Raw genomic sequence first — 20,200 nt, 5'->3', positions numbered from 1 at the left:
GTAGTTTCGGCCAAAGCCGATGTGTTAATAAGATTAGTTGGCAACAGTCGTGATCATCGAATGCGCTTCGCCGTAAGCAGAACCATTAAGTTCTGCTGATTTTCTGAGTTTGTCCCGGATTGAGCTGAAAGAACCGTGCAACAGTTTCAGACCATTTTCCAGCTCGTCTCCAGCCAATTCCGGAAATTTTTGCGTCGCCGCAAAAGCCCAGACGTGTTCCAGCCCGAAAGGCTCGGCAATGGTGAATTCAAAGCGCTCACGATCTGCTTTGTCGGGCACTTCGAGATAGATCCCCTTTGGGTAGAACCCCGCGCCGGAATAATGGTTCGGCAGCAGCTGAATCAGATTTCCGGCAACATCCTCATAAATCAGCAGGAGATAAGCATCGGTGTCAGAGTTGACCAGATAGGAAATCGTCTCCCCGGAACGGTAAGTCTGACCGTCGCCAAGATGCGAGGTCACCTCAAGTTTGATCGCGTTGACTGTGGGGGGCGCAGCGGTGTCAAACGTCTGCCTTGCCTGCTGCGGGACAAGGTCGATTCCAGGGGGGAGCAGGGAGCTGTCAAAGCTGGTATTTGCTGCCCCCAGCAGCCGATCAGTCCCGGCCTCCTTCAACTCCATATTGAGAAAAACGTCGCGACCGTTCAGTGCATAAATTGCGTTGAGGGCCGCATCGGCACCATCAACCGCGGCATGGGTCGCGGCGGCACCCAGCCCACCTTTGGCAACGGCGCTAATCCCGCGCGTTTTAATTGCATGCTCAATCATTTCCTGACGATCATCGGTTTGCGGAACGATCACCTCCAGGCCGCTGATATTCGCCAACTGTTCGTTGATGCGCCGCTTGAGTTCCAGGGCAAAACCGCTGCCGCGATGGGTGTCACCATAGGTGATCGAACCTATTTCCAGTTTTTTCACGGCCAGTTTCTCGTAAGTGGAGCCAGCAAACAACTTTCTCACCATGATTTTGACTGCGAGATCGATCCCCGGTTGCCCCTGAATCACTAAAAATTCGGTGCCGACATTTCTCAGCGCGATACCAATCATCGGCTCGAGATTATCTTCTTTTTCAAAGTCAATGTTTACGTAATACTGGCCAGGTTCAATCGCCGGCAAATAAAACGTCGCTTCACCTGAACGACCGGTTCTGGTATCGGCGATCTCTGCCCCGCGTGCCGTATTGATGCTCAGCGGCAGTCCGGCAACCGGGAGCAACGCCCCGTCATCACTTTTGAACCATACCCAGGCTTTAAAAACAACATCCTGCGCAGCACCGATCTCGGTCGTCCCGAACCGCCCTGAATCCAATATCAACCGCGAACTTACGGCCCTCGCCCGGCCAGGCAGAAGCGCCTGAAGTTCGCGCGCTTTGGCGATCAGCGCATCTTCTGCACCGGAATCTATCAGCGACTGCAAACGACGGTGTTCAGCGCTAATCGCGGACAACGCCGCCAGCGCCTGCCCATTGGTAATATAATTATCCACTTGCGACAATCCTGTCGCATTGGCAGCGACGACTGCGGCAACTTTTTCACTGCGTGATTTATTCTGGGCCTCCGCCTGCTGCCGTGCCCACTCCCTGACCCGGTCATACTCAGTCAATGGCACGGAGGCCTTGACGTAATATTTGTAGACATTTTTTTCATGAATACCGTTGCGGGAGATATCATACTGTTCGAAATAGAAGTCCGTGGCCTTGATCCGGCTGACAAAGGCATCGGCCCCCATTTTGACCATTTTTTCACCAGATACAGACCCATCAAGCCCCTGACTGAGTTGCCCGGAAATCGACTTGCGGATCGTTTCCTTAACAGACACGTTCACCCCGGTGTAATTGACGAATTGTTCAACCGCATCACGCAACGCATCACTGCGCGCCTCTTTCTCGGAGACAACCCCTTCAGAAGAAACCCCGACGAAAAACTCGTAGTAATCATTTTTTTCGGGAGGAGAGAAAACCCACGCAGGTTTATCTGTCGGCACTGCACGGAGCAGTGTTTTTACCGGCGGATACTGCGTGGCAATCTGCAGTTCTTTTTTTGTGACCGGGTGAGGGGCCGATGCGCAGGACGCGAGTAATACCGAAACGGGCAGCAAACAGCACAGGCTCAATCTGAAAAATAACATCGAAAATCCCCCAACAAAAAAAGTTGAAACGACAACGCAAGCAACAGATCCATTCACAGGCAGGCAGAAAACTGCATCAAGGGTTGATCAACAAGCTGAATTCCGATTTTCGTAAAGGAATGACCCTGGCAAGAAACAAACACTGGCTTATTGCTCACCGACAAAGATGACTTTCTTCGCATCCCCGGTGACTTGTGGCGTCTGATCACGCCCGTAGAGTCGACGCGCTTTGTAGGTCACTTCCTCACTGAGAAATTTTTTCAACTCGGCGACCGTAACGCGACCATCCCCGTTGCCGTACCCGTCTTCATCTGCTGCCCCGGTTACTCCCTCAAGAAAATTCCTGGTCAGCAACCCCATTTCAGCCTCTTTGTCCCATGACGCAACTTCCGAAAGTCCGGCGGCAGTGATCACCGTCGCTCGCGGTACACTGGCCTCCGCCTTGACCACTTTAAGCGAAATCGACGATGCGTTGCTCACCACGGACCCGCTCGCTGAACCGCCGGAGAAACAGGCATCAATGACCATGGTCACATTCCTGGCGGGGAGTTGACCAATATTGGCGTAGAGCGTATCGAGAGGATAGCCGTTCAGTTCAACCTTCATCGGGTCGGCATCGACCGGCAACAGATAGCCGCGACCATCCCTGAGCCCAGGCGCACCATGCCCCGAATAAAAAACGAAAACGTCCGATTCATCAGGGCGCAGCCAATCGTAGAGCTTTCCTTTATAATTTCCCTTGGCCCCGAACGTACTGATCAAATCGGCCTGGGTGGCGTCCTTGAGCAGGATCACATTCCCCTCACGATAACCGAGCGTTTCGGTGACGTAACGGTACATGGCATCGGCGTCGTTAATCGCAAAATCGACATTGGGAACATCCTTGTTTACGGCGGCATAGTTGCGATTGCCAACAATAACCGCGATACCGTAACGATTCTGCTCCGCGGCCTTCGGCAAGTTGATAGTGAATTTTCCGGTGCCGCCGGGGGACGCCTGTGCTGAACGGGCGATCTGCCCCACCGGCACAACCTCCGCCTCAACCTTCCCCGCCAGCTTTGCGGCATAAGCGCGCAACTTGGGGTGGGCATCCTGCTGCCCGGATTTTTGTAACGCCGCGAAATAATCTGCACCGCGATAACCAATCTTGTAGATCGCAACCAGAGCCGCTTTGCGCGTATTGGCATCACGATCATCGGCCATCACCTGGAGCAGGCGCGGCACGGCGCTCTCGGCAGCCGGGCCAATCTTGCTCAAGACACCCACAGCGGATTTGCGCACGGCGGCGTTACGATCTGCCAGCGCTTCGATCATCTTCGGCACGGCGGAGGGAGCCGTCAGTTCATGCTTGTCATGAATACCGTAGGCCTCGTACCACTGCCGCCGTGCCTCACTTTGCGCAGGAAAAGTAATGACCAACAAGCACGCTACAATACACAAAACGGCATTTCTGACCATCATTCGAGCCTCTGTCCCTTGTGCCAACCATTTCATCACGTCCTCCAGTACACTCAACCGCGTCAAACTGAAAAAATCCTGTCAGCGATAAAGATGCATATTTCGTAGGGGAATTCTACAACAAATATAAATCCTCCGCAACATAAAGCCCTGCACCCACAGGGGGGGCCCACAACCCATCCCTCCTTCCTGATACGACGCCGCAAACGATAGCTGATGACAACATCCGGTACTGCGGATCGATTGCCACGCACGCATGAAAGAGATTTACAATTTATCACAAAATATGCGATTATGCGTGTTTTCAAACAATCCTAATGACAGTTAACGGATTTTATCTGATATGTTGCAGTGTAATCACAAAATGACACCGGAATCTGCCGCACTCCCGGTCATGCGCGTCCTTCTCATCAATCCTCCCAACAGTGGCCGCAGCATCCCCGAGGAAGAGTATGGAATCGATGCGATAAAAGCTATTTTTCGCGGCGAACCACTGGGGCTCGAAACCCTTGCCGGTGCTCTTCCCGAGCATGAGGTGCGCATCTTCGACATGAAATCGACGGCAGATCCTGTCGTCGATGAGGTTAACACCTTCGCTCCGGACATTGTCGGCATCACCGGCATGACCTGCGAAGCCAACACCATGCTTAAAATCGCCCGCGAAATTCGCGCAGTCAGCCAGGCCAGGATTGTCGTCGGGGGGATTCACGCCAGCAACGATCCCGAATTTTTTAATCGTGAAGAAATCGATTTTATTGTTATCGGCCTCGGCAAGCGCAGCTTTCGCGATCTGGTCAAGCTGCTGGGAAACGATTCGACCTCCCCCGTTCCTCACGGTATTGCCCGCACCGCACCCGGTCGCACGTTGTCGTTCACCCCGCGCCAGTACGGAAAAGCAGACCTGGATGAAGACTATCCGCCGCGTTACGACCTGGTCGAAAAATACCGTTCCAAATACCTCCTTTCCGCTGTCGGTGCCCAGTTCGGGATGGTTGCCTCCGCTTACGGCTGCCCCTATCGGTGCAATTTCTGTTGTATAGAACCGCTCACCGGGGGACGTTACCTGACCAATGAAATCGCATCCACCGTCAGAGACATAAAACTGCTCCCCGACGTTAATTTTATTCGCCTGGTCGATGCCAATTCGTTCGGCGATCCGGACCATGCAATGGCTCTGTGCGCGGCTCTGCGCGAAAGCGGCATCCGTAAGCAATTCATGGCCGATGCCCGCTCTGACACAATCGTCAAGCACCCGGAGATGATGCGCGCCTGGAAAGAGATTGGATTGCGTTCCGTCATCGTCGGTTTTGAGAATATTAACAATGAGGGGCTGGAGGCCCTGAACAAAAGCAATACCGCACACCACAACACCGAAGCAATTCGTATCCTTCACGAAATCGGCATTTCCATCGTCGGCGATTTTATCGTCTCCCCCGGCTACGATCACACCGACTTTGATTTACTCGAGCAGTACCTTGCCGACAATATAATCGACTTGCCGATTCTGACCGTGTTAACCCCGTTGCCCGGAACGCCGGTTTATTATAAAATGAGGGATCGAATCACCAACCATGATCTCGACTATTACACCCTGACGAACGCTGTCATGCCGACCAGGTTGTCCGAAAAAGAATTTTATCTGCGCTATGCAAACATTCTGCAGCGGACCCTCCACGGTGCCAAACTGTAGTAGTAAAAAGGGAATTTATTCTCATGGATGTCTTTATTTCCGATATCTCGGTATTCTTGCCCAACGCTCCGGTTGAAAACGATACTATCGAGAATATCCTCGGGATGGTGCATGACACACCCTCCCGCACCAAAAATATAATCCTCCGCAACAACCGGATTAAACGGCGCTACTATGCCATCGACCCCGCTACCGGCGCAACAACGCACTCCAATGCACAGCTGGCTGCGGAGGCGATTCGTGCGTTGCATCCATACCCAGGGTTCTCTCCTGATGACATTACCTGTCTGTGCTGCGCAACATCACAAGCAGATCAATTGATGCCGGGACATGCCTCCATGGTTCACGGCGAACTGGCCAGCCGCCCGTGTGAAATCGTCAGCACTGCCGGAGTCTGCGTCTCCGGAATGATGGCGCTCAAATATGCGTTCATGAATGTCGCCCAGGGGTTGCACGCCAGTGCGGTCGCCTGTGCCTCCGAGCTGGCTTCGCCGACCATGCGGGGACGCATGTCAGAATTCCCCGACCCCCCGCATGGTGATCTGGCAAAAAATCCTGAACTGGCGTTCAATGCCGACTTTCTCCGCTGGATGCTTTCCGACGGTGCCGGGGCAGCCTATCTCACCGCTGAACGCCCGCCCGATCGTCTGGCCCTGCGCATTGACTGGATTGAAATCATCTCCTATGCCAGTGAGATGGAAACCTGTATGTATATGGGGGCAAACAAAAACCCCGATGGTTCCCTGACCTTCTGGCGTGATTCCGCTTCTCCACAGGATATTATTCGCGACCGGATGCTTCTTTTGAAGCAGGATGTCAAGCTGCTGAATGAAAAGGTCATTCCGCTGACGGTGGGACGCCCACTCACCAGCCTGATACAAAAGTACGGTATCAGCGGAGAGGACTTTGACTGGTTTTTGCCCCACTTTTCATCGCACTATTTTCGTCAGCCGGTTTACGATCAGATGAAGGCTGTTGGCTGTGAAATTCCTGATCAGCGCTGGTTCACCAATTTGTACGAGAAGGGGAATACCGGTTCAGCCTCGATCTTTGTCATCATGGAGGAACTGCTCCACTCCGGGAGGCTTAAAGCAGGCGAACGGATCCTCTGCTATATTCCGGAAAGCGGGCGTTTCGCAACCTGTTTTGTCCAACTGACAGTGGTTTGACGACAACGATGATGCACTCGCAAAAAAGAACGAGATGGCTTCTGAGCAAAAATTTCGTCCTCCACGGCTTGGTGGTTTTTCAGGGGCGAAGGCCTGCATCAGGCAGGTCGAGATCAGCGCAACGCCGTAAGGCGGACTTTTTGCGACGCCATCAACGATAGCGTCTGAAATTTCAACTTGCAATCGGCCCGAACATTAACTACCATCAATCCTGGTGTTAATATTTCCCCGATATGGATCAAGTCAACGATGTCGATTGCACAAAACAAACCCCTTGACCTTGCCGCGTTGCTCGATCATCGCGATCCGCAATCCATTCTCAACGAAGTCCTGTTGATCTGGAAACAAATTTATCCCACTGAAAATACAGATAAAATTTCCTCGGCGTGGGCATGGACAGTGCGTCTCTACCGGGGTGAAGTTGCAGGATACGCCGCATGTCGCACCGAGTATCATGATCTGCAGCACGCCACGGACACGGCCCTGGCGCTGATGCGCATGATTCACGGTGCAGCCCGTTTCGGCATCGCAGTCCCTGCGGCAATTGCGCAAATCTCGATCGCGGCGGCATTACTGCACGATGCCGGATTCATCCAGAACGCAAAGGACGTGCAGGGAACCGGGGCAAAACACACCAAGGTTCACGTTCAGCGCAGTCAGATGTTTTTTCAGCTTTTCACCACCGCGCATCAACGGTCCCCCGAAGAACTGTCGCTGGGATGTCGTTTGATCGATTGTACCGACCTCGCAATCGAACCGGAAAAGGTCGATTTTCCCGAAGCAGCCAGCGCCCTGACGGCAAGGATGTTGGCCGCCGCCGACCTCTGGGCACAAATGGCCGATCGGGTCTATCTCGAAAAACTTCTTTTTCTCTATTTTGAACTGCGCGAGGGGGGAATCAACGTGTTTCTGGATGAGGAGGATCTACTGACAAAAACTCCGGACTTTTATGCTCTGGTCGAGCAACGGCTGAGAGTCCTTGCTCCGGTCATCGACGGGTTTCTGACGATCCATTTCCGCGAACGCTGGAATATTGAGGGCAACCTCTATCGACAGGGTATTGAGCGTCAACGCACCTACCTGGAGAAAATCATGAAAGTTGCGACGGATTTCCCGTCACGTCATCTGCGCCGTGACGGGATCGTCGATCGCGTCAAGGCACATTTTTCGACCGTGTTGTGAGGGGTGTGACCGGCAGCAACCGGAAACGGTCAAAGGTGCCGCTGGCGAAAAATTTCATAGAGCGCAACAGCCGCGGCCGAAGCCACATTGAGCGATTCAACCCCGCCGGCCATCGGAATTGCCAGCAAATGATCGCAATGCTCGCGAACCAGAGGACGTAATCCCTTCCCTTCACTGCCAACCACCAGCGCCATATCCCCGCGCAGATCAGTGGCATAGAGATCGGCGGCGGCCTCTCCGGCCAGGCCGTAAATCCACACACCAGCCTTTTTCAGTTCATCAAGGGTCCGCGCCAGATTCGTCACCTGACAGATCGGCAGATGATCGATCGCCCCGGAGGCGGTTTTATCCACCACCCCGGTCACCGGACAACCACGATCTCTGGTCACGATCACCCCGTGACAACCGGCACCGTCAGCGTTACGCAACAAGGCACCAAAATTATGCGGATCGGTGATGCCATCGAGGATCAGGAAGAATGCCGGGCGGGCCGAAGCATGCCAGCAATCGAGTAATTCGTCCAGCGCGGCATAATTGAACGGCGTAACTTTAAGAATCGCCCCCTGATGATGGGGGTTCCCGGCGAGGCGCTCCAGCTGAACTTTTTCACAGCTACGCACCGGGACACCGGCGGCGGCCGCAGCTTCTCGCAACGCATCGATTCGCCGGGAGCGGAGGTCGCGCTGCAACAATAGTTCAAGCGGCTTGCGCCGACGGTTCTTCAATCCTTCGTGGACCGGGTTGATCCCGTAAACATATTCACTCATCAGGATGCCCGCAGCCCCTGTGCCATTTCGACGCGAATCTTATCAGCAGCAGCCGCCGGATCAGCAGCAGCGGAAATCGGGCGACCGATCACCAGATAGTCGGCTCCGGCGGCGATTGCTTCAGCCGGAGTCATGACCCGGTTCTGATCGTCAAGGGCAGCACAGGCCGGACGCACACCGGGGGTGACGATGACAAAATCGGGGCCACAGGCGGCACGAATCAGCGCCGCTTCGCGCGGCGAGGCAACAACGCCGTCCATCCCGGCGGACTGCGCCAGCTTCGCCAACCGCACCACCATCTCGTCCACCGGACGGTCGATACCAACCTCGCGCAACGTCTCTTCATTAGAGGAGGTCAGAATCGTCACGGCCAGCAACAGAGGGCGGTCGGCACTGCCGCGCGGATAGTGCGCATCAATTTCAGCAACAGTTGTTTCCATCATCGCCCGCCCGCCGAGCGCATGGACGTTGCACATCCTGACCCCGAGCCGTGCCGCTTCGAGAGCCGCCTTGGCGACCGTGTTGGGGATATCATGATATTTGAGATCGAGAAAAATATCTCCGCCCACCGCACGTGCCATCTTGACCACTTCGGGACCGCAGCGGGTAAAGAGTTGCTTGCCGATTTTAAAAACTCCGACCTTGTCATGCAGCTGTCGCACCCACTTTTCCGCCGCCGCAAAACTATCGACATCGAGGGCAAAAATCAGCCGTTCCCGGACCTTTTCGTTCATTCATTTCTCCCGATCAAATGCTTGACCCGCGCCGTAATATCCTGGACCCGGCGAGTCAGCGCATCCGCCTCGACTCCGGCGAGTTCACGCCGGACCAACAGGCAGTACATAAATACCAGCTCGTTGAAAGCATCGACCAACAGCGTGCGGCGATCCCCTTCCGCCAGTCCGGACAAATGACCGAGCAGCCGGGCGGCATCAAACATCCCGTCACGCGCCGGTTCCAGGTCGCCAAAAACATGCGCATACGGCTGCGGCAGAGCCCGCAAAAACTGGTGAACCTCACGCCCCACATCCACATCGAGATCCAACAACCGCCGCGTCAACAATGCCAGCACACCATTATAGAGTTGCACAACCTCGCCGCATACGCCGCCGACATCAACCGACGGCGCGTCCTCAAGCGTAATGCAATTTTTCTCGATCAACTGATGCAGCATGCGCAGCGCTTCAAATTCGCCCATCCCGGCCCGGCGCAGGATATCGCGCACGGTCACTTTTCCCTCGGCCGCCAAGCGCGCAATCGTCGCCTCACCACCGCCCAGTTCATCGAGTCGATCGAGATCAACGATTGCCTGCATATCAAGGGAGGGAATGCGCCGCCGGAACAATTCAGATTCATCTGTCCGGCGCAACCCTTCCATGATCATATTCTGAGTTGACATCGACAACTTGGTCAACTCGGCACCGGGCAGCACTGCCGCAACAAAACTGAACCCCCCACCCGAGTGAGTAAAAAGATCATAAACGATCTTCTCGACCAGGTACCTGGCGGCCTGCCATAGATCTTTCGATGCGATCAGCCCGGCGGCAACGAGCTCTTTGCCAAGAGTCTGCTCCGAGCGATGCCCCTTACGCATGCGCAGCAGTGTTTCCCGTTCGACCTTCCCCAGTTCACACAGGCAGTCACCGAGATTTTCCGCCAACAATGTACTGCTGGCGGCGACGATTTCCCCCTGTTGCAGGTAAATGGCCTTTTCCCCGCCGGGCAACAGCACCCGCAGCACCCCGGTCTTGCGGAACATGTTCAAAAACGAGAGCATATCGACGGTCGAGACTTCACCGAATCTTCCCGCCAGACAGAGTTCCCTCGCAGAGTCACCCGGAGTCAACAACAGATGGCTAGAGGTCGCCGAGACCAACGCGGCCCCCCCGGTAAAGGCACGACATTCACCCGCAGGAAGGACAATACGCCCCTGATCATCCAGTTTGAAGCTTTTCATCGCTTCAGTTTCAGCGCCAGGCGGCAAGTTCGGCACGGACTCTCGCCACAATCCGATGCGCCGCTTCAGCGAGCGGCAACGCATCCTTGCTGCCATCGGCACGCACCTGCAATTCCAGCGCACCCTCCTTGATACCGCGTCCTCCGACCGTCACCCGCAACGGAATACCGAGCAGGTCGGCGTCCTTGAACTTGCTCCCCGGACGTTCATCGCGGTCGTCGAGCAGGACTTCGATCCCGGCTGAGCGGAGATCGGTGTAGAGCTGCTCCGAGGTTTGACGCACATCATCATCTTTCGGATTGAGCATGGTGATCATCACCTGGAACGGTGCAATTGGCAGCGGCCAGATAATGCCGTTTTCATCGTGGTTCTGCTCGATGGCAGCAGCCACCGAACGGCCGATACCGATCCCGTAACAGCCCATGAAGAGCGTTCGCTCTTTCCCGTCAGCGTCCAGGACCACGGCGTTGAGCGCCCTGGAATACTTGTGGCCGAGCTTGAAAACGTGGCCAACCTCAATGCCGCGCCAACTTTCAAACGTCCCCCCGTCACAGCGCGGACAGCGATCACCCGCCTCGGCCTGACGCAGGTCGGCAAAGGTCTCGACGGCAAAATCACGGCCGCTATTGACCCCGGTGTAGTGGGTATCGACAGCATTGGCACCGACCACAAAATCGGCCATGGCACTCACCGCATGATCGGCAATGACCCGCAGCTTAAGCCCCACCGGGCCGGCAAACCCGACCGGCGCACCGGTCACCTGGGTGACGGTCGCGTCATCGGCCATGAGTACCTCATTACAGCCGAGCATACGGCAGAGCTTGATCTCATTCAGTTCGTGGTCTCCGCGCAGGAGCACTGCCAGCGTTTCATCGCTATCGGTCTTGACAATCAACGTCTTGACCAGTTGCGATTGATCTAGCTTGAGGAACGATGCAACTTCGGCAATCGACCGCTGAGCCGGGGTCGAAACTTCGGTCAGCGGGTGCGTTGCCGGCGGGGTCGCTCCTGCGGTGAACAGAATCTCGGCCTTCTCGACGTTGGCCGCATATTCACAGCTGTCACACGAAACGATGGCGTCTTCCCCGGACTCCGCCAGAACCATGAATTCGTGCGATGCGCTGCCGCCGATATTGCCGGTATCGGCCTCGACGGCGCGGAACTTCAGCCCGCAACGCTCAAAAATCCGTCGGTAAGCCTGGTACATTTTATCATAGGCAATATCCGCTCCGGCTTCATCAACATCAAACGAATAGGCGTCTTTCATGATAAATTCACGCCCGCGCATCAGACCGAAACGGGGGCGAATCTCGTCGCGAAATTTGGTCTGAATCTGATAGAGGTTGAGCGGCACCTGGCGGTACGATTTAACCTCGCGACGGACGATATCGGTAATCACTTCCTCGTGAGTCGGTCCGAGGCAGAATTCCGTATCTTTACGATCCTTCAGCCGCAGCAGCTCCTTGCCGTACTGCTCCCAGCGCCCCGATTCGGACCACAGGTCCGCAGGGGTCACCATCGGCATCAGCAGCTCGATCGCTCCGGCACGATCCATCTCTTCACGCACAATCTGCTCAACCTTGCGCACCGCCCGCAGACCGAAGGGCAGATAACTGTAAATCCCGGCCGCCACCTTGCGGATCATTCCGGTGCGCAGCATCAGCTGATGGCTGATCACTTCGGCATCGGCCGGAGTCTCTTTGAGGGTGTTAAGCAAGTACTCGGTATAGCGCATAGTCGGACCTCGTCTCATGAATTAATTTAGCGGCATAAACTAGCGTATTTCCGCAGCAAATGCAAGGAGATCAGCGGCGCGCAATGGATCTAACCGCCGGAAACCGGTCGCCTCGCGATGGCTCCCGGCGGTTTTTTGAGCTGTGCAGGGGACAGCGACCGGTCACGGCCTCAGTCATAAATGTTGCACTCGCAAAAAAGAATTAAGTGGCTAAGCAAAAATTTCGTTCTACAAGGCTTGGTGGTTTTTCAGGGGCGAAGGCCTACATCAGGTAGGTCGAGGTCCTGAAAAACCAGTGTAACGCCGTAGGGCGGACTTTTTGCGACGCCATCATAAATGATCAGAGGAAAAAAGCTTGATATATTGCAGCCGCTCATGACCGGCGGGTTCAGCGCTGCGTTGCTGGCTGAGCCGACCGCGAAACTCATCGAGGGTGGCGAAATCGTGCGCGGCCATCCAGTCCTCCAGCTCGGCAAGCATGGCGGTGATCCGACCGAGACCGTGCTGATAGAGTGCCGAGCAAACCTGCACCACGGTCGCCCCGGCAAGGAGCTGCTTGGCGATGTCGGCACCGCTGTGGATGCCGGTGGTGGCGGCCAGGTCCCCCTCGATCCGCCCCGCCAGAAGGGAGATCAGGCGCAGGGCGGTATGGATTTCCGCCGACGAGCTGTAAGGGTTCCCGGCCACCAGCCGCAACCGGTCAAGATCGATATCCAGCTGATAGAAGCGATTAAACAGCACCAGCGCATCGGCCCCCGACCAGACAATCTTGGCCCTGGTCTCCCCCGGCCCGCACCAACCGACCATGAACGGCGGTGCCTCGGCCCGGTCGCGAGTCAGCTGTTCGGCGAAATGAACAAAGTTGGAGAAGAAGGGGCCGACCTTCATCGCCACCGGAATGCCGACCTGCTTCTTGACGTCATGCAGGATACGATAGAAGATCTCCTCGACGGCCGCCCCCTCCTGCCGCGCATCGGTCGGCATCAGCGCCACGTTCAGCTCCAGCGCGTCGGCGCCGGCGTCCTCCAGTTGACAGGCATAATCGGACCAGCGCCGGGAGGATACGCAGTTGAGGCTGGGAATAATCGGTACATCGACCGATGCTTTGGCCTCTTTGACCAATTTCAGATAATCGTGCGGACCGAGGGCCATCCCGTACTGCTCGATATATTCCGCCGCCTCGCCGTAGGGGTCAAGCTCGGCCGACGGGCTCAGCGCCTGGGCCGCCGCGGCGATCTGTTCCTCAAAGAGCGATTTCAGCACAATCGCTCCGGCGCCCGCGGCCGCACACTGACGAACGCAGCTCAGTGAACCACTCAGACCGCAGCTGGCGACAATCAACGGATTTTTCAGTTTCAGTCCCATGTAAGTAGTAGTGAGATCCGCCATAGAGACACCTCCCGTGTGACAATAAACAAGCGCGTTAATACATTACCAGGTTTATCTCATTTTTACTGCGTTACTGCATGAATGTATACTATTTTCTTATTTACCATTAAAATGTCCCACCACAAGAATTCTGCGCACTTGGGCTTATCAGGTTTGGAAATACGCACGTGACAACAGAACAGCGCTTACGAACATTTTTATATACGCTGTTGGCGTTACTCGCCTTCGCAGCAAATTCACTCCTCTGTCGTATGGCTCTGACCACAGAATCGCACACCCCTGCGACAATCGATGCGGCAAGCTTCACCAGTGTCCGGCTGATCTGCGGCGCATTGACCCTGTTACTGCTGGTGATCCTGCGCGAACGACGACTGCCGACCGGTGGTGGCTGGGGTTCAGCAGCACTGCTCTTTCTCTACGCCAGCACTTTTTCCTTCGCATACCTCAAACTGCCAACCGGAACCGGTGCATTGCTGCTCTTCGGGGCGGTTCAGCTGACGATGCTGTGCGCGGCCCTTCGGAGTGGTGAACGCCCGCGCCGTGCCGAATGGTCTGGTCTGTTCCTCTGCGCGGGCGGCCTGGTCTGGTTGGTGCTGCCGGGGATCAGTACCCCGCCACTCGGCAGCACGGTGCTGATGCTCATCGCCGGGATCGCCTGGGGCATCTATTCCCTCCGTGGACGCGTGGCAACACAACCGCTGCACGAGACCACCGGCAACTTTTTACGTTCGATTCCGCTAACACTGCTGTTCAGTCTGCTGTTCTTTTCGCAGGGGCACCTATCAGCAACCGGACTGCTGCTGGCCGCCCTCTCCGGGGCACTTGCCTCGGGGGTCGGGTATGCCGTCTGGTACGTCGCCCTGAGCGGGCTCACTGCCGCCCGTGCGGCACTGGTACAATTGGCGGTACCGGTGCTGGCCGCGTGTGGAGGCGTTCTGGTTCTGGCGGAGGACGTGACGCCGCGGCTGGTGGTGGCCTCGGCATTGATTCTGGGCGGAATCGGGTTGGCCGTGCAGAGGAAAAAACAGTGAGTTGCTACACGCTCGCTCCTGCTACGGTCGCTGGCAGGAACAGGTGCACGGTCGTCCCTTTAGCCGGGGTACTGTCGATCCATATCCTGCCGCCGTGTGCCGCGATGATATGCCTGGCGATAGTCATGCCAAGACCGGTGCCGCTCACGGCAGTGGCGGAACTGTCGGCCCGGTAGAATTTGTCAAAGACCCGGGATGTCTGCTCCGGCGTCATGCCGATTCCCTGATCTTCGATACGCAGATGAAAACCGGTGTTTTCCATGCAGCCGCAAACCGCTATGGTGCCGCCATCGGGGGAATATTTGATCGCATTACTAAGGATATTTTCCAGGACCTGCTCGATCTTCGTACGATCAATCGGTAAAATTACCGGCGCAGACAGGATATCGACCGTGATGTGATGCGCGCTCGTCATGTGCTGAACATGATAGAGCAGCTGACGAATAATTTCATTAATGTCCTGCGCAGCACAGTTGATCGGAATATCTTTCCCTGCCTCAATGCGGCTGACATCAAGCAGGTCGTCGACAATTTTTGCTAACGCCCAGGCCTTCTGGTGAATGTAGTTCAACGATTCGCGGCGTTCCTGAAGGCTTGCCGATGAATCGGCCAACAGCAGATCAGTGTAGCCGATAATCGCCGTGAGAGGGGTGTTGAGCTCGTGGGCCGCCGTCGAGAGCAGTTCTCTCTTCAAGCGTTCTAATTCACGCTCCCCGGTGACATCATGAATGGTCAGCAGCATGCCGACCGGACCACCCTTCCTGGTTTTTACAACCGATGTGCGTCCCTGCATCAAACGCGGTTGCCCTGGCTTTTCTCCGGGCCATTCAAAATGAAACAACACCCCGCTGTCGCGTTCGGCCAGTGCGGTCTCAATCGTTGCACAGATATCCTGGTCCGCGATCAGGCGCGAAAGGGGACGGGACTTGACCGTCTTCAGCTTTGCCCCGAACATTTGTTCCGCCGCCCGGCTGAGCAGGAATATATGGTCATGAATGTCGGTAACAATCAGAACGTCGTGGACTGAATTGAGGATACAGTCGATGCGGGAGCGGATCCCTTCGGCCACCAATCGCCCACCAGGAACCGCCAGTAAAACCATGATCAGTGCGACCACGGTAACCCAGATGGCCATTCGGTTTAGAACATTTGCGGCACGCTGATGCACATGATCAAAGTCGCTCTCGTTATAGGCGGCACCGATCACCCAGTCCCATGGAGCAAAATAGCTGATCGCCACCGATTTATATTGGGCGTGTGCTTCTCCCGGATTCTTCCACGGATAACGATCAAAAGTGACCGGGACGGCCCCCCGGTCGTCCGGGACCGGCAGGGCCAGGGCCTTGTCGATCATCCGTCGAACAAAGGGTTCCCCCTGGGAATCAACGATATCGAGCAGGAGCTCATTGTCCCGCGCGCCATCTTTTGAGATGATGTAGCGTCCGGCCTGATCCTCATTCCCCCCCACCACCCAGACGTAGCCGGTCGCACCGACCACGATATCCATGATTCCTTGGCGCAGACTCTGCAGATTCTCCTGCTTGACTCCAACATAAAGGGCGCCGACCACACGTTTCTGTGCTGCATCCCAGATCGGTTGATAGGCCGTGATGTACCAGGCATTAACAACATAGGCGCGTCCCCGGAAAGTTTCGCCGCGCAGTAACGCGGTAATGACCGGATTCGGTTTACCATCAGGGTTGATGGCCGGGATATAAGTGCCGATCGCCCGTGAGCCATCAAGTGTCTCGACATTTGTTGCCACCCGCAACAGGTCACCGGCGTCATTCATCCGCTGAAAAATGGTCGCGGTCCCACCGACCAGCTGCTTGGTCGCATCGGCGATCGGCGTCGGGCGGGAGATGTCGCGATTCATCCCGACCCAGCTATCACCGATCAGCATCTGCGGCAGAGTGACGCGTTGCGTACTCCGGGTAAACTGGTTGGTTGCCTCCCAGTCGACCGTTTCTGCACCGAACGTCACCGCGCCACTACGGGTCAGGATATCAGATGCAACGCGCAGACTGGCATCGACCGTCTGTTGCACCGATTCCTGGGCCGAACGGCACATCAGATAGACGCTCTGGGCGATCTTTTGCGCCTCACTGCGCGCCTGCAGATCAATCTCGGTAGAAAAATAATCGTTCAGCAGGGATTTCTGATAAAGACTGATACCAAGCACAACGAACGCCGTCAGTATGATCGGCAAAACTGCAATCAGAGTGATTTTGATGCGTATTTTCATAAATTTCCGCAGTTTTTTCGAGGGCGATATCGGATAAATGTATCATTATTAAATTTTACAAACAAGGTTTTAAAATGATTTTAGAACGGTCCCCACCAACCCTATCTGCGGGCGTCAAAAATGGCCTGAGCTCGGCATCAAAGCGCCCCGAACTGCCGCACATATTCATATATGGCCACCGAGGCGGCGACACTTACGTTCAAACTTTCAACGTTACCAAACTGAGGAATCGACACCGCGCGCACAGCGGGGTAATCCGCTGCATCGAAACTGAACCCGAACTCCTCGTGGCCAAACACAAATGCCGTCTTGCGCGGCAGCGCGATTTTTATAATCGATTCCCTGGCTTTTGCGTCAAGGAGAAAGAAGACATATCCCTGTGCTGTCAAATCGGCATAACAGTCCTCAAACGCCTCATGAAACCGGGTCGGGACCTTGCGAAAAGAACCTTTTGCGGGAGCGGGGTCGAAGGGGCCAATATTGATCAGATGCACGGCATGAAGTCCAAACGCCTCGGCACTGCGAAAGATCTTCGCCACATTATAACCCGGTTTGAGCGTGTCGAGCACCACCACGCATTCGTGCGGACCCGGCTGGGCCAGCAGGTTACGGTTGCGTTCTTTCTGATAGGCGGTGACGATCTGTTTATATCCGCGACGCATCGACCCTCCTGAGGTTGATTTGTTGAAGCGGCAGTATACTGAGCGGGGGATAAAAACCACAAGTCCTTTCACCACGAGAGCACAAAGGACACGGAGAAAGAGCAAAAGCATAAACGCAGACCCTTCGCGGCTGAAAGCCGCTCCCACAGGGACTGGGCTGCGATAATGGTATTGTTGCAGGAGCGACATCCCTGTCGCGAATGGGTCGTGCCTGAAGGCAAACTGCTAGAGGAAATTCCCATGGGAATAACCTGGCCCCCTGATGGTGGCCTATCGCTGGAGCGAAGTGCATAAGCAAATAAGTGGATGTCCCCTGGAGTGCCCAAAATGTCAAAATATCGGCTACGTCCCCTTGGTCTCGAGATTGTAGCAGGCGACATGTCGTTGAACTTCGCGTTGCCCTTCCTGGCGAACTGTTAAGAAATCCTGAATAGTTGCTTCCGGCCGCAATTCACCTTCAGCGTAGATGTTTTTGATGTGCATGTTGATGTTGGGGACTGACGTCTGAAAGAGCTCGGCCAGTTGTTTCTGGTTTAGCCAGACTGTTTCGTTCTGCATCCGGGTTTCGATGCGGATGCGGCCATCGGCAGTGGTGTAGAGGAGAAATTCGCCGGTGGTGGGGGTGGGCGGGACATTGGCGATTTTTTTGCTGGTCATAACGCCCCCCCCTTCGACAAGCGCAATCTCTTCCGCTGTCAGCCCGTAAAGTTCGTAGACCAGCTTGTCGATCTGTTTGTCGGTAGCGGCAATCTCGCGCTGGAGCATGGTCTTGTCCTGCTCGGTCTTGGCGGCGGCGAGACGTTGGTGCAGGGTGAGCATCTGGGTGGCAAGGGCCGGGATCGGGGAATCGGGGTTGGGGGCTGGAATCGGGAGTTGTGAAAGAAATTGCCGATTCGCTGAGAGCCACCCGCCTCGGAACGGAGTTCTTTCACCACGGAGAGCACGGAGGACACGGAGAAAGAGCAAAAGCATAACGACTTCTTCGTGATCTTCGTGTCCTGGGGTGAAAGAAAAAAGAGCTCGCCAGCGCGTTTGGATGGAAATCTTACCTCTCTACCCGTGACCCGCATTGATTGCCTGTTCCCTTCCCTCAGCTCCTGTGATATCTTGAATGCAGTGAATACCGATATTCAACAGGAGAATGCTATGGCTACATCCATTCGTCTGGACCCGGAAGTTGAAAAAAGACTGGACTTTCTTGCAGGGCAAACCGGTCGCACCAAGGCCTTCTACCTTCGCGAACTGATCACCCGGGGGATGGAGGATCTGGAAGATTACTACCTGGCTGCCGATGTCCTGGAAAGAGTTCGCAAGGGCGAGGAAGAGATCCTTTCGTCTGCCGAGGTGAGGAAGTCTCTTGAGCTGGACAATTGAGTACACCCGAACAGCGGAGACCCAGCTTCGCAAACTGGACAAGCAGGTCGCCAGGCGCATCCTTGATTATCTGGATGACAATATAGCGTCACTTGAGAATCCCCGTACCCGTGGAAAAGCCTTGTCTGGCCCTCTCGGAGAGCTGTGGCGGTACAGGATCGGGGATTATCGGGTTATTTGCGAAATTCAGGACAATGCCATGCGGATTCTGGTGGTTGAGGCAGGCCACCGGAAACAAATCTATAAGTAGCTGATGCGAATAAAATCTATGGTGTCAGGATTGCAACTTGGGAAGAATCTAAAATCTATGGTGTCAGAATCTATGGTGTCAGGATTGCAACTTGGGAAGTGCTCACTATTCGTGCGGGGTCGAACCAAATCAAGTATTTGAGGAGATAAGTAAACTCGCGGTGAGAAGAGATTTTTATGCAACGCGTTCCCCACTTTTCAAAATCTCGTCTGCAAATGGATGACTCTCGTTAAATTCGGTAATCCTGTAAGGATGCGGCTCGATATCGGCATCAATTGTCCGGGCCAGTTTGGTCAGCATAAATCGGAAATCAAAGGCATCGCCGACAAACTTGTCAGTAACAATGGCCAGATCGATATCACTCCACTCGTCGGCACGACCGGTGGCGTAAGAGCCAAAAAGATACGCTTGATGAACCGGAATGTTCCGGTCGCGCAACAGCGCCAGGTATTCCCTGATTTCTCTGTAAATCAGCTGTTTGTCTTTTTCAGCAGCCATGATCGCAGTTCCTCTATAGTGACGATGCTCTTTGCGGCAAAGCTTTTTGTACATTTTCGGTGGAAATCCCGTTTATATTCTTCATAACGGGCCTCGATGTTAAACAGGTTTACATACTGAAGGGCATCCTTCTGATCTTCGGTCATCTCCAGTCCACAGCGATCAGCTAATTTGTAAAGGTCATGAATCCGGGGGACGGTGGAATCGACCCTCTGGATATAGCAAGCTTTCAGCAACTTTTCGATGCAAAGATGTCCCACGAACAAAGACCAGACATATTCGCCACTGCTAAACATATTCTGCATGGAGCGGTAATTGTCTTCGGCTGATTCCTGCCAGTGAGTTACAAGTTGGTCTCGTGTCATGGGGGCCTCGGCTGTAGCCATTGTAGCTTAACATGCCTTTATTGCAAGCGAAATTCTCTCAGAGGTCTACCCTTGAAAACCGGCTATACCCCTTCGACAATCGCAATCTCTTCCGCCGTCAGCCCGTAAGGGAAAGACGGGGGGGGAAAACGCGGGTAAGACGGGTAAGACGGACGGGTAAGACGGGACGTTGTTTACTTGTTGATTCAACTCTCAAGAATAGTCTCAATCCTCCCAGTATCCTGCTGCACCAGAACACTTCCCCGCTTGACAGCACGACAAACCGCCGCGCGTTGCAGCC

Annotated in this window: 18 protein-coding genes; 6 read left to right on the top strand and 12 right to left on the bottom strand. The window is 55.1% G+C overall.

Annotation, left to right across the window (positions count from 1 at the left end; genetic code table 11):
• Positions 1-33: 33 nt before the first annotated feature.
• The gene (locus K0A93_09005) at positions 34-2,127 is read right to left on the bottom strand and encodes a DUF4384 domain-containing protein (protein ID MBW6512232.1); all 2,094 of its coding nucleotides are present in this window, start codon (positions 2,125-2,127) and stop codon (positions 34-36) included.
• Positions 2,128-2,274: 147 nt separating this feature from the next.
• Entirely contained in the window at positions 2,275-3,621 is a 1,347-nt protein-coding gene (locus tag K0A93_09000; protein MBW6512231.1) for a caspase family protein, read from the bottom strand.
• Between the two features lie 358 nt (positions 3,622-3,979).
• On the opposite strand from K0A93_09000, the gene K0A93_08995 reads away from it, so the two are divergent.
• From K0A93_08995 to K0A93_08985, 3 genes are all read left to right on the top strand, one after another.
• The gene (locus K0A93_08995) at positions 3,980-5,275 is read left to right on the top strand and encodes a B12-binding domain-containing radical SAM protein (protein ID MBW6512230.1); all 1,296 of its coding nucleotides are present in this window, start codon (positions 3,980-3,982) and stop codon (positions 5,273-5,275) included.
• A 23-nt stretch (positions 5,276-5,298) separates the two neighbouring features.
• Positions 5,299-6,444, top strand: coding sequence for a beta-ketoacyl-ACP synthase III (locus K0A93_08990; GenBank protein ID MBW6512229.1), 1,146 nt, complete (start codon positions 5,299-5,301; stop codon positions 6,442-6,444).
• A 249-nt stretch (positions 6,445-6,693) separates the two neighbouring features.
• Complete coding sequence (locus tag K0A93_08985; GenBank protein ID MBW6512228.1) at positions 6,694-7,626, top strand: hypothetical protein; 933 nt, start codon at positions 6,694-6,696, stop codon at positions 7,624-7,626.
• A gap of 29 nt (positions 7,627-7,655) precedes the next feature.
• On the opposite strand, the gene rlmB is transcribed toward K0A93_08985, so the two are convergent.
• The 5 genes from rlmB to K0A93_08960 all read right to left on the bottom strand — a co-directional run bounded on the left by rlmB (position 7,656) and on the right by K0A93_08960 (position 13,474).
• Positions 7,656-8,393 carry a 23S rRNA (guanosine(2251)-2'-O)-methyltransferase RlmB gene (gene rlmB / locus K0A93_08980; GenBank protein MBW6512227.1) on the bottom strand — a complete coding sequence of 246 codons (738 nt, stop codon included), beginning with the start codon at positions 8,391-8,393 and terminating at the stop codon, positions 7,656-7,658.
• A complete protein-coding gene (gene pyrF, locus K0A93_08975; protein ID MBW6512226.1) occupies positions 8,393-9,127 on the bottom strand; it encodes an orotidine-5'-phosphate decarboxylase in 735 nt (244 codons plus the stop codon). The genes rlmB and pyrF overlap by 1 nt, the downstream gene beginning before the upstream one ends.
• Entirely contained in the window at positions 9,124-10,350 is a 1,227-nt protein-coding gene (locus K0A93_08970) for a DUF4388 domain-containing protein (protein MBW6512225.1), read from the bottom strand. Before K0A93_08970 ends, pyrF begins: the two co-directional genes overlap by 4 nt.
• A gap of 10 nt (positions 10,351-10,360) precedes the next feature.
• A complete protein-coding gene (locus K0A93_08965; protein ID MBW6512224.1) occupies positions 10,361-12,085 on the bottom strand; it encodes a proline--tRNA ligase in 1,725 nt (574 codons plus the stop codon).
• 330 nt (positions 12,086-12,415) lie between these two features.
• Positions 12,416-13,474 (bottom strand): dihydroorotate dehydrogenase-like protein, encoded by a 1,059-nt coding sequence (locus tag K0A93_08960; GenBank protein ID MBW6512223.1) that lies wholly within the window; start codon positions 13,472-13,474, stop codon positions 12,416-12,418.
• Positions 13,475-13,725: 251 nt separating this feature from the next.
• Between K0A93_08960 and K0A93_08955 the strand changes: the two genes are divergently transcribed.
• A complete protein-coding gene (locus K0A93_08955; protein MBW6512222.1) occupies positions 13,726-14,505 on the top strand; it encodes a DMT family transporter in 780 nt (259 codons plus the stop codon).
• A 4-nt stretch (positions 14,506-14,509) separates the two neighbouring features.
• Here K0A93_08955 and K0A93_08950 read toward each other — a convergent pair whose 3' ends face one another.
• The 3 genes from K0A93_08950 to K0A93_08940 all read right to left on the bottom strand — a co-directional run bounded on the left by K0A93_08950 (position 14,510) and on the right by K0A93_08940 (position 18,384).
• On the bottom strand, positions 14,510-16,750 hold the full coding sequence (locus tag K0A93_08950; GenBank protein MBW6512221.1) for a Cache 3/Cache 2 fusion domain-containing protein: 2,241 nt from the start codon (positions 16,748-16,750) through the stop codon (positions 14,510-14,512).
• Between the two features lie 137 nt (positions 16,751-16,887).
• Positions 16,888-17,412 carry a hypothetical protein gene (locus K0A93_08945; protein MBW6512220.1) on the bottom strand — a complete coding sequence of 175 codons (525 nt, stop codon included), beginning with the start codon at positions 17,410-17,412 and terminating at the stop codon, positions 16,888-16,890.
• Positions 17,413-17,754: 342 nt separating this feature from the next.
• Entirely contained in the window at positions 17,755-18,384 is a 630-nt protein-coding gene (locus K0A93_08940) for a hypothetical protein (protein MBW6512219.1), read from the bottom strand.
• A 174-nt stretch (positions 18,385-18,558) separates the two neighbouring features.
• Between K0A93_08940 and K0A93_08935 the strand changes: the two genes are divergently transcribed.
• Positions 18,559-18,786 (top strand): CopG family transcriptional regulator, encoded by a 228-nt coding sequence (locus K0A93_08935; GenBank protein MBW6512218.1) that lies wholly within the window; start codon positions 18,559-18,561, stop codon positions 18,784-18,786.
• Entirely contained in the window at positions 18,770-19,036 is a 267-nt protein-coding gene (locus K0A93_08930; protein MBW6512217.1) for a type II toxin-antitoxin system RelE/ParE family toxin, read from the top strand. The genes K0A93_08935 and K0A93_08930 overlap by 17 nt, the downstream gene beginning before the upstream one ends.
• Positions 19,037-19,210: 174 nt before the next feature.
• On the opposite strand, the gene K0A93_08925 is transcribed toward K0A93_08930, so the two are convergent.
• Both K0A93_08925 and K0A93_08920 read right to left on the bottom strand, forming a co-directional pair.
• Complete coding sequence (locus tag K0A93_08925) at positions 19,211-19,534, bottom strand: nucleotidyltransferase domain-containing protein (GenBank protein MBW6512216.1); 324 nt, start codon at positions 19,532-19,534, stop codon at positions 19,211-19,213.
• On the bottom strand, positions 19,507-19,920 hold the full coding sequence (locus tag K0A93_08920) for a HEPN domain-containing protein (GenBank protein ID MBW6512215.1): 414 nt from the start codon (positions 19,918-19,920) through the stop codon (positions 19,507-19,509). The genes K0A93_08925 and K0A93_08920 overlap by 28 nt, the downstream gene beginning before the upstream one ends.
• Between the last annotated feature and the right edge of the window lie 280 nt (positions 19,921-20,200).

It is taken from the genome of Desulfuromonadaceae bacterium (assembly GCA_019429445.1).
Taxonomy (GTDB): domain Bacteria; phylum Desulfobacterota; class Desulfuromonadia; order Desulfuromonadales; family JAHYIW01; genus JAHYIW01.
Note: the sequence above shows the minus strand (reverse complement) of the source record. Positions and strands in the feature narration are given on the sequence as shown.

Coding starts and splice junctions, on each gene's coding strand:
- K0A93_08990 (MBW6512229.1), top strand. CDS start 5,299: ATGGATGTCTTTATTTCCGATATCTCGGTATTCTTGCCCAACGCTCCG.
- K0A93_08965 (MBW6512224.1), bottom strand. CDS start 12,085: ATGCGCTATACCGAGTACTTGCTTAACACCCTCAAAGAGACTCCGGCC.
- K0A93_09000 (MBW6512231.1), bottom strand. CDS start 3,621: ATGAAATGGTTGGCACAAGGGACAGAGGCTCGAATGATGGTCAGAAAT.
- K0A93_09005 (MBW6512232.1), bottom strand. CDS start 2,127: ATGTTATTTTTCAGATTGAGCCTGTGCTGTTTGCTGCCCGTTTCGGTA.
- pyrF (MBW6512226.1), bottom strand. CDS start 9,127: ATGAACGAAAAGGTCCGGGAACGGCTGATTTTTGCCCTCGATGTCGAT.
- K0A93_08945 (MBW6512220.1), bottom strand. CDS start 17,412: ATGCGTCGCGGATATAAACAGATCGTCACCGCCTATCAGAAAGAACGC.
- K0A93_08950 (MBW6512221.1), bottom strand. CDS start 16,750: ATGAAAATACGCATCAAAATCACTCTGATTGCAGTTTTGCCGATCATA.
- K0A93_08995 (MBW6512230.1), top strand. CDS start 3,980: ATGCGCGTCCTTCTCATCAATCCTCCCAACAGTGGCCGCAGCATCCCC.
- K0A93_08955 (MBW6512222.1), top strand. CDS start 13,726: ATGGCTCTGACCACAGAATCGCACACCCCTGCGACAATCGATGCGGCA.
- K0A93_08970 (MBW6512225.1), bottom strand. CDS start 10,350: ATGAAAAGCTTCAAACTGGATGATCAGGGGCGTATTGTCCTTCCTGCG.
- K0A93_08960 (MBW6512223.1), bottom strand. CDS start 13,474: ATGGCGGATCTCACTACTACTTACATGGGACTGAAACTGAAAAATCCG.
- K0A93_08925 (MBW6512216.1), bottom strand. CDS start 19,534: ATGGCTGCTGAAAAAGACAAACAGCTGATTTACAGAGAAATCAGGGAA.
- rlmB (MBW6512227.1), bottom strand. CDS start 8,393: ATGAGTGAATATGTTTACGGGATCAACCCGGTCCACGAAGGATTGAAG.
- K0A93_08935 (MBW6512218.1), top strand. CDS start 18,559: ATGGCTACATCCATTCGTCTGGACCCGGAAGTTGAAAAAAGACTGGAC.
- K0A93_08940 (MBW6512219.1), bottom strand. CDS start 18,384: ATGCTTTTGCTCTTTCTCCGTGTCCTCCGTGCTCTCCGTGGTGAAAGA.
- K0A93_08985 (MBW6512228.1), top strand. CDS start 6,694: ATGTCGATTGCACAAAACAAACCCCTTGACCTTGCCGCGTTGCTCGAT.
- K0A93_08920 (MBW6512215.1), bottom strand. CDS start 19,920: ATGGCTACAGCCGAGGCCCCCATGACACGAGACCAACTTGTAACTCAC.